The following is an 11,332-nucleotide window of genomic DNA, read 5'->3' as shown; positions in this document are numbered from 1 at the left end:
ATGGCCGAATTCTACAAGGCCACACTGTTTCGCCTGATCACTATTGTGGCCCTGCTGCTACTGGGCATGGTGGTCCTGGAGATCGAAGCCGCGGGGATATTGATTGGTTTCATCGCCGCCCAGCTCGGCTATTTTTTTGCCCGCCCGTTACGCGCCCGATAACCCGGCGCGGCGGCGGAGAACAGTTTTCGTAATAAAAATTTGGGTCTGACACAACCATGGCAAGCGAAACGACGACTTCGAAAGAGTATATCCAGCATCACTTGCAGAACTGGACCTATGGCCAGCATCCTGACGGAAGCTGGGGCTTCGCTCATAGTGCTGCCGAAGCCAGAGAAATGGGATTCTGGGCAATCCATGTAGACACCATGCTCTGGTCCATCCTGCTGGGGGTGTTGTTTTTGTGGCTGTTCCGCAAGGCGGCTAAAACCGCCAGTGCTGAAACGCCGCGTCCCTGGCAGAACTTTGTCGAGTGGATTGCCGAATTTATCGATACCAGTGTGCGGGGCTCCTTCCACGGCAAGGATAAACTCGTCGCGCCACTGGCACTGACCATTTTCATCTGGATCTTTTTGATGAATCTGATGGATCTGGTGCCGGTCGACTGGCTGCCCTCGCTGGCCGGCTGGGTTGGTTCCACCGTCTTCGGTGTCGATCCGCATCACGTCTATTTCAAGGTGGTTTCCACCACCGATCCGAACGCCACCTTCGGTATGGCTTTCGCCGTGTTCTATCTGATTCTGCACTACAGTATCGCCAACAAGGGCGTAGGCGGTTTCGTGGGCGAACTGACCATGATGCCATTCCAGTCCAAAAATCCGGTAGTGCAGGCGCTGTTTATCCCGATCAACTTCGTACTGGAATTCGTCTCGCTGATTTCCAAGCCGATTTCACTGGCTCTGCGACTATTCGGCAATATGTACGCGGGTGAGATGATCTTTATTCTGATCGCGCTGATGTACAGCGGCGGTCTGGCACTGGGCATTTTTGGCGGATTCCTGCAACTGGGATGGGCCATTTTCCATATCCTGATCATCACGCTGCAGGCGTTCATCTTCATGACCCTGACCATCGTATATCTGGATATGGCGCAGTCTGAACACTGACGCAAACAGTTTTAATTTAATTTTTATATTTAACGTTTAAAGCTACAGGAGAAAACAATGGAACAAGCTCTGTTATACATCGCAGGTTCTCTGATGTTGGGTCTGGGGGCACTGGGTGCCGCGGTTGGCATCGGCATTCTGGGCGGTCGTTTCCTTGAAGGTGCTGCCCGCCAGCCGGAACTGATTCCGATGCTGCGTACCCAGTTCTTCATCGTTATGGGTCTGACCGACGCGGTTCCGATGATCGCCGTGGGTATTGCCCTGTATATTCTGTTCGCCGTTGCTGCCTAAGTTAAGAATAGTCGAGTAACTGAAACAGAGATTCGAACTAATCAACCAAGGTTCTGGCGATGAATATCAATTTAACTCTCATAGGCCAAACGATTACGTTCATCGTGTTCGTGTGGTTCTGCATGAAATTCGTGTGGCCACCGATCATGAACGCGCTGAACGAGCGCAAGAAAAAGATAGCCGATGGCCTTGCCGCAGCCGAGCGCGGCGCGCATGAGAAAGAGCTGGCTGAGAAGAAGGCGGCGGAAGTTCTGCACGAAGCCAAACAGCAGGCTCAGGACATTATTAATCAGGCTCAGAAGCGTGCTTCCGAGATTGTTGAAGAGTCCAAAGAAACAGCGCGCAGTGAAGGCGAACGCATCATTGCAACGGCCCAGGCCGAAATCGAACAGGAAGTGAACCGCGCCCGCGAAGAACTGCGTGGTCAGGTTGCTTCACTGGCGGTTGCCGGTGCCGGCAAGATTCTCAAGCGTGAGATCGATGCCAAGGCCAACGAAGATCTGCTCAAGGATCTGGTAGCGCAAATTTAATCCAGGGGTCTGACATATGGCAGAGAAAAGCACCATTGCACGTCCCTATGCGCAAGCCGCGTTCGATCTGGCACAGCAGCAGGGCAAATTAAAAGACTGGTCCGACATGCTGCAGTGGCTGGCCGCCGTGGCGGCGGATGATGCCGCGATGGAACTGGTCGGCAACCCGGAAGTGAGCAAGGACGCGAAGGTCAAGCTGTTTGTCGATATCTGCGGTGACAAGCTCACCGCTGACGGCAGCAACCTGCTCAAGGTTCTGGCGGAGAACAAACGCCTGGGCGTGCTTCCCGAAATTGCCGAACAGTTCGAAGAACAGCGCGCAGAAGCAGAAAAGACGGTTGAAGCGGAAGTGACCACTCCCTATCCGCTCTCTGATGATCAGCAGCAGGCCATGGTCGCTGCCCTGAAAAACCGTCTGGGTCGTGAAGTGACATTGATTAACAAGACCGACGAGTCACTCATAGGTGGTGCAATCATCCGCGCCGGGGACCTGGTCATTGATGCTTCTGTCACGGGTCAGCTGGAGCGGCTGACTAACACACTGATGCATTAAGGCTTTTTAAAGGATATCAATCATGCAACTGAATCCATCTGAAATCAGCGAACTGATCAAGAAGCGCATCGAAGGTTTCGAAGCCGCTTCTGAAGCTCGCAACGAAGGTACCGTCGTGGCACTGGCCGACGGCGTAGTCCGAATTCACGGTCTCGATGACGTAATGGCGGGCGAAATGATCGAGTTTCCCGGCAATACCTTTGGTATGGCGCTCAACCTCGAGCGTGATTCCGTCGGTGCGGTAATCCTCGGTGACTACGAACATCTTACGGAAGGCGACAAGGTTAAATGTACCGGTCGTATCCTCGAAGTGCCGACCGGCGAGTCCTTGCTGGGACGTGTTGTTGACGCGCTGGGGAATCCCATCGATGGCAAGGGTCCGATCGAAAACGCGGTTTCCGCCCCGGTCGAAAAGGTGGCCCCGGGTGTTTACTGGCGTAAGTCAGTTGACCAGCCGGTGCAGACCGGTCTGAAATCCATCGATGCGATGGTGCCGGTTGGCCGTGGTCAGCGTGAGTTGATCATCGGTGACCGTCAGACCGGTAAGACCGCCGTGGCCATCGACGCTATCATTAACCAGAAAGACACCGGCGTTAAATGCATCTATGTCGCTGTCGGACAGAAGCAGTCTTCTGTAGCCAGTGTGGTGCGAAAGCTGGAAGAACACGGCGCCATGGATCATACCATCGTGGTAGCTGCCGGTGCCTCCGAATCCGCAGCCATGCAGTTTCTGGCCCCGTATGCCGGTTGTTCCATGGGTGAATACTTCCGCGACCGTGGTGAAGACGCCCTGATTATTTACGACGACTTGACCAAGCAGGCCTGGGGTTATCGCCAGGTTTCCCTGTTGCTGCGTCGTCCGCCAGGCCGTGAAGCCTATCCGGGTGATGTTTTCTATCTGCATTCCCGTCTGCTGGAACGTTCTGCACGGGTGAACGAGGAATTCGTTGAAAAGGCCACCAACGGTGAAGTCAAGGGTAAGACCGGTTCATTGACCGCCCTGCCGATCATTGAAACCCAGGCCGGTGACGTTTCCGCGTTCGTACCGACCAACGTGATCTCCATTACCGACGGTCAGATCTTTCTCGAATCGGATCTGTTCAACGCCGGTATCCGCCCTGCGATCAATGCCGGTCTTTCGGTGTCTCGTGTCGGTGGTGCGGCCCAGACCAAGATCATCAAGAAACTCGGTGGTGGTGTGCGTTTGATGCTGGCCCAGTATCGCGAGCTGGCAGCCTTTGCCCAGTTTGCTTCGGACCTGGACGAGTCCACCCGCAAGCAGATTGAACGTGGCCAACGCGTTACGGAGCTGATGAAGCAGAAGCAGTATGCGCCGATGAGCGTAGCCGAGCAGGCGTTTTCCCTGTTCGCTGCTAACGAAGGCCTCCTGGACGACGTCGATGTGAAGAAGATCGTTGACTTCGAAAACGCCTTGCAGGCGCACCTCAAGTCCAACAATGCCGAACTGCTCAAGCAGATTAATGACAGTGGTGACTACAACGACGAGATTGCAGCGTCCATGAAGACGGCAATCGAGAAATTCAAAGCCACCAGTACCTGGTAAGCGGGGTTATCGCAATGGCGAGCGGCAAAGAAATACGCACTCAGATCAACAGCGTTAAAAATACGCAGAAGATCACCAGCGCCATGGAGATGGTGGCGGCGAGCAAGATGCGCAAGGCCCAGGATCGGATGTCCAGCTCACGTCCCTACGCGGACAAGATGCGGGGGGTTATCGATCATCTGGCTTTTGCCCATCCCGAGTATCACCATCCGTATCTGCAGGAGCGCGATATCAAGCGTGTCGGCTATATCATCATTTCATCCGACCGCGGTTTGTGCGGCGGCCTGAACAACAATATGTTCAAGGTCGTGCTCAATGATATGAAGCAGTGGCAGCAACAGAATGTCGAGATGGACTTCTGTACCGTAGGCCAGAAAGCGCTGGGTTTCTTCAAGCGACTGACCGGCAACATCAAGGCGCAGACTACCCATCTGGGTGACGCGCCGTCATTGATCGATGTCATCGGTACGGTCAAGGTGATGCTGGATGCTTACGATAATGGCGAAATCGATCGCCTGTTTGTTGTCTATAACCGCTTCGTCAACACCATGACCCAGCAGCCGACGGTTGAACAGTTACTGCCGGTGGCTTCCGCCGAGAAGAATGAAGAGCTCGAATACCACTGGGATTACATTTACGAACCGGATGCCAAGGATGTCCTGGATGGCCTGCTGGTGCGTTACATCGAGTCCCAGGTTTATCAAGGCGTTGTAGAGAACGTCGCCTGTGAAATGGCGGCCCGCATGGTGGCCATGAAGGCTGCTTCCGATAACGCCGGCAACCTGATTGATGACCTGCAGCTGGTCTACAACAAGGCCCGCCAGGCCGCCATTACCCAGGAGCTGTCCGAAATCGTCTCGGGCGCCTCGGCGGTATAACCGATTTCAAGCAAAGTTACAGGGGAACTGACAATGAGTTCTGGAAAAATCGTACAAATCATCGGCGCGGTCATCGACGTGGAATTTCCGCGTGACCAGATGCCGAAAGTGTATGACGCACTGATCGTCGAAGAGACCGATCTGACTCTCGAAGTCCAGCAGCAGCTGGGTGACGGCGTGGTACGTACCATCGCCATGGGGAGTTCGGAAGGTCTCAAACGTGAAACCCGGGTGAACAATACCGGTGCCGCGATTACCGTGCCGGTCGGCACCAAGACGCTGGGTCGTATCATGGACGTGCTGGGTAATCCGGTGGACGAACAGGGTCCGATCGGTGCCGAGGATTCCATGCCGATTCACCGTAAGCCGCCGACCTATGCGGAGCAGGCCACCGGGATCGAGATTTTCGAAACCGGGATCAAGGTTATCGACCTGGTCATGCCCATCGCCAAGGGCGGCAAGATCGGGCTGTTCGGGGGTGCCGGTGTAGGCAAAACCGTGACCCTGATGGAGCTGATTCGAAACATCGCGATGGAGCACAGCGGTTATTCCGTATTCGCGGGTGTCGGCGAACGTACTCGTGAAGGTAACGACTTTTATCATGAGATGACCGAATCGGGCGTACTCGACAAGGTTGCCCTGGTTTACGGTCAGATGAACGAGCCGCCGGGTAACCGCCTGCGTGTCGCCCTGACCGGTCTGACCATGGCCGAGTTCTTCCGTGACGAAGGTCGTGACGTACTGATGTTTATCGATAACATCTATCGTTATACCCTGGCCGGGACCGAAGTCTCCGCCCTGCTGGGCCGCATGCCTTCCGCGGTGGGCTATCAGCCGACTCTGGCCGAGGAAATGGGTGTCTTGCAGGAACGTATTACCTCCACCAAGACCGGTTCGATCACCTCGTTCCAGGCCGTATACGTGCCCGCGGACGATTTGACCGATCCCTCGCCGGCGACCACCTTCGCGCATCTGGATGCGACCCTGGTACTCTCCCGTCAGATCGCCGAGCTGGGGATCTACCCGGCGGTGGATCCGCTCGACTCCACCTCCCGTCTGCTGGATCCGCTGGTTGTGGGCGAAGAGCACTACGACGTGGCTCGTGCCGTACAGGGAACCCTGCAGCGCTACAAGGAGCTGAAGGACATCATCGCGATCCTGGGGATGGACGAACTGTCCGAAGAAGATAAACTGGCCGTATCCCGCGCGCGTAAAATCCAGCGCTACCTGTCACAGCCGTTCTTTGTGGCGGAAGTGTTCACCGGCGCACCCGGTAAATACGTTTCTCTGAAAGACACCATCCGTGGCTTCAAGGGTATTGTTGAAGGTGAGTATGACAACATCCCGGAACAGGCCTTCTACATGGTGGGTACTATCGAGGAAGCCCTGGAGAAAGCCAAGTCCCTGTAATCGGGCGAGGAGTTAAAACATGGCCATGACCATGCATCTTGACATCGTAAGCGCCGAAGCGGAGATATTCTCCGGGACGGCCGAAATCGTGGTGGCGCCAGCCAGCACCGGTGAGGTGGGGATCTATCCCCGCCATACCCAGCTGCTGTCCCCCCTCAAGCCCGGTGAAGTCCGCGTGACCATGCCGGGTGGCGAGGAGGAAAGCTTCTACGTCTCCGGTGGGATCCTTGAGGTTCAACCGCATCATGTGACCGTATTGTCGGATACCGCAGTGCGGGCTCACGATCTGGACGAGGCGGCAGCCCTGGAAGCCAAGAAGGCGGCCGAGCAGGAACTGAAGGACCGCAGTGGCGAGATGGAGCTGGCCGAAGCCCAGGCCCAGCTGGCCGAGGCGGTGGCCCAGCTGCAGACAATCCAGAAGCTGCGCAAGAAACGCTGATTGTCATCCGACAATGGATGTGTCAGAGCAAAGGGGCAGTTGTTATACTGCCCCTTTGTTATTTAGGGTGCAGCACGCAGTTTTACAGGCACCGTTGTTACCAGTTGAGCGGGTGACCACCGAACACACCGACGCTCACCGAAAGCACTGAAGAAAACGATATGACCGTGTCCGGTTCAGTGTTTTTGTTGGTTCCCCGGGAGAATTCCGGAAAGCAAGCTGCTGACGTCGAAGTCGCCCATGCAATTATGATCAAGAGAAGGTGTCATGGCTGAAGAACGGGTGGAAAAAAACAAAATCGTGACCTTTGTTTACACGATTACCGACGAGAATGGCGAGGTTCTCGAACAGTCTGATGTGCCCAATGACTATCTGCACGATCAGGACGAGCGGATGTTTCCGAAAGTGATCCAGGCGCTGGAAGGTCACCAGGTCGGCGATGTGGTCAAAGTGACACTGACCCCCGAAGAGGGCTTCGGTCATTATGATCCATCTCTGACTTTTTCCGATGATCTGAAAAACGTGCCCAAAGAATATCAGCGGCTCGGCGCCGAGGCCGAGTTCAGGGATGACACGGGTCAGGCTGTCACCATGCGCGTTATGCGGATCGAGGACGGGCGCATCGAACTGGACGGCAATCCGCCCTTTGTCGACCAGACCGTCGTGTTTATTATCAATATCCTCGGGATTCGGGATTCGACCGCGCAGGAATCCGGCAGCGGTCAGCCGATGGAAGAACCGCAAACATCGAAGCCGACACTGCATTGAGCCGGGCAACTCGCTACAATCTCCAGCATGGCTAAATCTGAATTGAATATCCTCATCCTTGCCGCCGGGCAGGGGACCCGCATGCGATCAAAGCGGCCCAAGGTGCTGCATCCTTTGGCCGGCCGGCCGATGTTGCAGCATGTGATCGACACGGCCCGGGAACTGCGCCCGCACCGGCTGGGTGTCATCTACGGCCACGGCGGCGAACAGGTCCCGCAGCAGATCGCGGACCAGGCAATTGAATGGATCGAACAGACGGAGCAACTGGGCACCGGCCATGCCGTAATGCAGGCCCTGCCGCAGGTAGCTGACGAGGAAATCGTGCTGGTGCTCTACGGCGATGTGCCGTTGCTCGAAGCCGATACGCTGGCGATGCTGGTGGAACAGGCCGATGAGGCCCTGTGTCTGCTGACCGTGCACCTGCCCGATCCGACCGGTTACGGGCGCATCGTGCGTGACGAACACGGCCAGGTGACCGCCATCGTCGAGCACAAAGACGCCAGTGACGAACAGCGGCGTATTACCGAGGTCAATACCGGCATCCTGGCGGTTAACGGCGGCCGGCTCAAGGGCTGGTTAAATCAGCTCGATAACAATAATGCCCAGGGCGAATATTATCTGACCGACATCATCGCCATGGCCGTGACCGACGGCGTGGCAATCGAGGTGAGTCATCCGGCCGGGATCAGCGAGGTGCTGGGCGTCAACAGTCGCCAGCAACTGGCCGCACTGGAGCGCGAATACCAGCTGCGTCAGGCCGGGCGGCTGATGAGCGAGGGCGTCTCGCTGGCCGACCCGGCGCGTCTGGATATCCGGGGTCAGCTGTATTGCGGCGAGGACGTGACGCTGGATATCAACGTGGTGATCGAGGGCGAGGTCCGCCTGGCCGACAACGTTACGGTGGGACCCAACTGTGTGCTGAAAGACTGCACCCTGGCAGAGGGGGTCCAGGTCTTGCCGATGAGCGTGATCGAAGGCGCGCATATCGGCGCCGATAGCCGTATCGGCCCGTTTGCCCGCATTCGCCCGGGGACCAAACTGGCCGGGCAGACCCATATCGGCAACTTTGTGGAGCTGAAAAACAGCCAGGTGGGTGAGGGCAGCAAGATCAATCATCTGAGTTACGTGGGCGATACCCGCGTGGGCAAACAGAGTAATATCGGTGCCGGGGTGATCACCTGCAACTATGATGGCGCCAACAAGCACCGCACCGAAATCGGCGATAACGCCTTTGTCGGCTCCGACGCCCAGCTGGTCGCGCCGGTGAAAGTCGGCGACGGTGCCACCATCGGCGCCGGCACCACGCTGACCAATGATGCCCCGGAAAACGCGTTGACCCTGAGCCGGACCAAACAGAAAACCGTCACAGGCTGGAAGCGACCGAAGAAACAGGGACGAGGGGCGAGGGACGAGTGACGAGGAAAGGCGGTTATGGTTTATATAAAATCGTATAATCACGATCCAGTCTACGTTATTAGTAACAGGTCTAAAAGTATGCAGTTTATAATTAAAGCCTCGTCCCTCGTCCCTCGTCCCTCGTTCCTGTATTTATAGGCCCTGTAATTATGTGTGGAATCGTTGGTGGCATCGCAAACCGGGACATCACCCCGATCCTGGTCGACGGATTAAAGCGGCTGGAATATCGCGGCTATGATTCGGCCGGGGTGGCGGTACTGGATGACCAGGCGTGCCTGACCCGGGTGCGCACCGTCGGCAAGATCGCCAATCTCAAGCAAGAGCTGGAGAGGACCCCGGCCGCCGGCCATATCGGCATCGGCCATACCCGCTGGGCCACGCACGGTGAGCCGGCCACGCACAATGCCCATCCCCATATCTGTAAACAGACTGTCGCACTGGTGCATAACGGCATCATCGAAAACTTCGAAGGGCTCAAGCATACCCAGCTGGCCGAGGAATACCTGTTTACATCCGATACCGATTCCGAAGTGATCGTTCATCAGCTGCACAAACACCTGAATAAAGGCAAGGAGCTGCTGCTTGCCGTGCAGGATACCGTGGATGACCTGGAGGGCGCCTATGCCCTGGGTGTGGTGTGCAACGGGGAGCCGGATAAACTGGTGGCGGCCCGCCGCGGATCGCCGCTGGTCATCGGCATCGGCGAGGGGGAAAATTTCATTGCCTCCGACATGGCGGCACTGCTGCCGGTGACCCACCACTTTTATATTCTCGAAGAAGGCGACGTGGCGGTATTAAGCCGCGACGGTGTCGAGATCTACGATCATCAGCGCCAGCCGGTCACCCGACCCGTGCATGAAAGCAAGCTCAGTAGTGACGCGGTCGAGCGGGGCGAGTTCGCCCATTACATGCTCAAGGAGATCTACGAGCAACCCCAGGCCATTGCCGAGACCCTGGAAGGGCGCCTGGCTGAAGACAAGGTCCTGGAAGCCAGCTTCGGTCCCAGGGCCGCCGATATTTTCGAGAAGACCCGCAACATCCAGATCGTCGCCTGCGGTACCAGCTATCACGCCGGCATGATCGCCAAGTACGGTTTCGAATCAGTCACCAGCCTGCCCTGCAATGTGGAAGTGGCCAGCGAATTTCGTTATCGCAAGCACGTAGTGCAACCGGATACCCTGTTCATCACCATCTCCCAGTCGGGGGAGACCGCCGACACCCTGGCCGCGCTGCGCATGGCCAAAGAACTGGGTTACGAACACTCGCTGGCGATCTGCAACGTGCCGGAGAGTTCGCTGGTGCGCGAATCGGAATTGTCCCTGATGACCCGCGCCGGCCCGGAGATCGGCGTGGCCTCCACCAAGGCCTTCACCACCCAGCTGGTCGCCATATTATTGTTACTGGTTGTGCTGGCGCGACGCCATGGGCTGTCGGAAGAGCTCGAGGCCAAGGTCGTGGATCAGTTGCGGCATCTACCGGGTATTATCGAGGAAGTCCTCAAGCTCGACGGTGAGATTCAAAAACTGGCCGAAAACTTTGCCGACAAACACCACGCCCTGTTTCTCGGCCGCGGCATGATGTACCCGGTGGCCCTGGAAGGTGCGCTCAAGTTAAAAGAGATCTCCTACATCCATGCCGAAGGCTATCCGGCCGGCGAACTCAAGCACGGCCCGCTGGCCCTGGTCGATGCCGATGTGCCGATCGTCGCCGTGGCACCGAATGACAAGCTGCTGGACAAGCTCAAGTCCAACCTGCAGGAAGTGCGGGCACGCGGCGGCAAACTGTATGTGTTTGCCGATCAACATGCCGGCATGAGCGCCGGCCAGGGCGTCACCGTACTGGAAATTGCCCCGGTCGACATCGCCATCTCCCCCATCATCTACAGCGTCCCGCTGCAACTGCTCGCTTACCACGTAGCCCTGCTCAAAGGCACCGACGTGGACCAGCCGCGTAACCTGGCCAAGAGCGTTACCGTCGAATAAATCTGGCTTCAAGAGCAGATGTTTTGTCCGGGGAAAAAAATGTTCTTACCTGTAAAATAAAGTCTTTACCTGTATAAAAAAGTCCTTACCTCACCGGGTGCCCCTAAGTTATTGTTTTAAGTGGTATTATCCAAAAGCGGTCATTTTCGGGGGAAATGGTCACTAAACAGCGTGATCAGGTGCTTCCGCATCCCCCAATCCAGCTCCTTGTAACCTCCATCCATACACTAGCCATGCTGGGCTCACCTGATTAATAAAAAGGTGTCGGAGGGATTAAAAAATGAGCAATTATCAAGATTGGTTAAAATTAAATCCCTCCGACACCTTTTTAATCGAAGAAAATCCGAAATACAGCGATACATGTAACAGATGAAGCGATATCTCCTTCTGAAGCG

Annotated in this window: 11 protein-coding genes; all 11 read left to right on the top strand. The window is 56.4% G+C overall.

Going from position 1 to position 11,332, the window contains the following annotated elements; all coding sequences use genetic code 11:
- Positions 1–218: 218 nt before the first annotated feature.
- The 11 genes from atpB to glmS all read left to right on the top strand — a co-directional run bounded on the left by atpB (position 219) and on the right by glmS (position 10,937).
- Positions 219–1,106 carry a F0F1 ATP synthase subunit A gene (gene atpB / locus R6U90_RS10575; RefSeq protein WP_410352657.1) on the top strand — a complete coding sequence of 296 codons (888 nt, stop codon included), beginning with the start codon at positions 219–221 and terminating at the stop codon, positions 1,104–1,106.
- Positions 1,107–1,163: 57 nt separating this feature from the next.
- The gene (gene atpE / locus R6U90_RS10570; protein WP_310693906.1) at positions 1,164–1,397 is read left to right on the top strand and encodes a F0F1 ATP synthase subunit C; all 234 of its coding nucleotides are present in this window, start codon (positions 1,164–1,166) and stop codon (positions 1,395–1,397) included.
- A gap of 59 nt (positions 1,398–1,456) precedes the next feature.
- Complete coding sequence (locus R6U90_RS10565) at positions 1,457–1,927, top strand: F0F1 ATP synthase subunit B (protein WP_410352656.1); 471 nt, start codon at positions 1,457–1,459, stop codon at positions 1,925–1,927.
- Between the two features lie 16 nt (positions 1,928–1,943).
- A complete protein-coding gene (locus R6U90_RS10560) occupies positions 1,944–2,480 on the top strand; it encodes a F0F1 ATP synthase subunit delta (protein WP_410352655.1) in 537 nt (178 codons plus the stop codon).
- A 22-nt stretch (positions 2,481–2,502) separates the two neighbouring features.
- A complete protein-coding gene (gene atpA, locus R6U90_RS10555; protein WP_410352654.1) occupies positions 2,503–4,044 on the top strand; it encodes a F0F1 ATP synthase subunit alpha in 1,542 nt (513 codons plus the stop codon).
- Between the two features lie 14 nt (positions 4,045–4,058).
- Positions 4,059–4,922 carry a F0F1 ATP synthase subunit gamma gene (gene atpG / locus R6U90_RS10550; RefSeq protein ID WP_410352653.1) on the top strand — a complete coding sequence of 288 codons (864 nt, stop codon included), beginning with the start codon at positions 4,059–4,061 and terminating at the stop codon, positions 4,920–4,922.
- Positions 4,923–4,955: 33 nt separating this feature from the next.
- Positions 4,956–6,332 carry a F0F1 ATP synthase subunit beta gene (gene atpD, locus R6U90_RS10545; protein ID WP_410352652.1) on the top strand — a complete coding sequence of 459 codons (1,377 nt, stop codon included), beginning with the start codon at positions 4,956–4,958 and terminating at the stop codon, positions 6,330–6,332.
- 19 nt (positions 6,333–6,351) lie between these two features.
- On the top strand, positions 6,352–6,771 hold the full coding sequence (locus tag R6U90_RS10540) for a F0F1 ATP synthase subunit epsilon (RefSeq protein ID WP_410352651.1): 420 nt from the start codon (positions 6,352–6,354) through the stop codon (positions 6,769–6,771).
- A gap of 267 nt (positions 6,772–7,038) precedes the next feature.
- Complete coding sequence (locus tag R6U90_RS10535; RefSeq protein WP_410352650.1) at positions 7,039–7,539, top strand: peptidylprolyl isomerase; 501 nt, start codon at positions 7,039–7,041, stop codon at positions 7,537–7,539.
- Between the two features lie 27 nt (positions 7,540–7,566).
- Complete coding sequence (gene glmU, locus R6U90_RS10530; RefSeq protein ID WP_410352649.1) at positions 7,567–8,955, top strand: bifunctional UDP-N-acetylglucosamine diphosphorylase/glucosamine-1-phosphate N-acetyltransferase GlmU; 1,389 nt, start codon at positions 7,567–7,569, stop codon at positions 8,953–8,955.
- A 149-nt stretch (positions 8,956–9,104) separates the two neighbouring features.
- Positions 9,105–10,937 carry a glutamine--fructose-6-phosphate transaminase (isomerizing) gene (glmS, locus tag R6U90_RS10525; RefSeq protein WP_410352648.1) on the top strand — a complete coding sequence of 611 codons (1,833 nt, stop codon included), beginning with the start codon at positions 9,105–9,107 and terminating at the stop codon, positions 10,935–10,937.
- Positions 10,938–11,332: the final 395 nt, after the last annotated feature.

This window comes from Thiohalophilus sp. (assembly GCF_046483665.1).
In the GTDB taxonomy this organism is placed as follows: Bacteria; Pseudomonadota; Gammaproteobacteria; order UBA6429; family Thiohalophilaceae; genus Thiohalophilus.
Note: the sequence above shows the minus strand (reverse complement) of the source record. Positions and strands in the feature narration are given on the sequence as shown.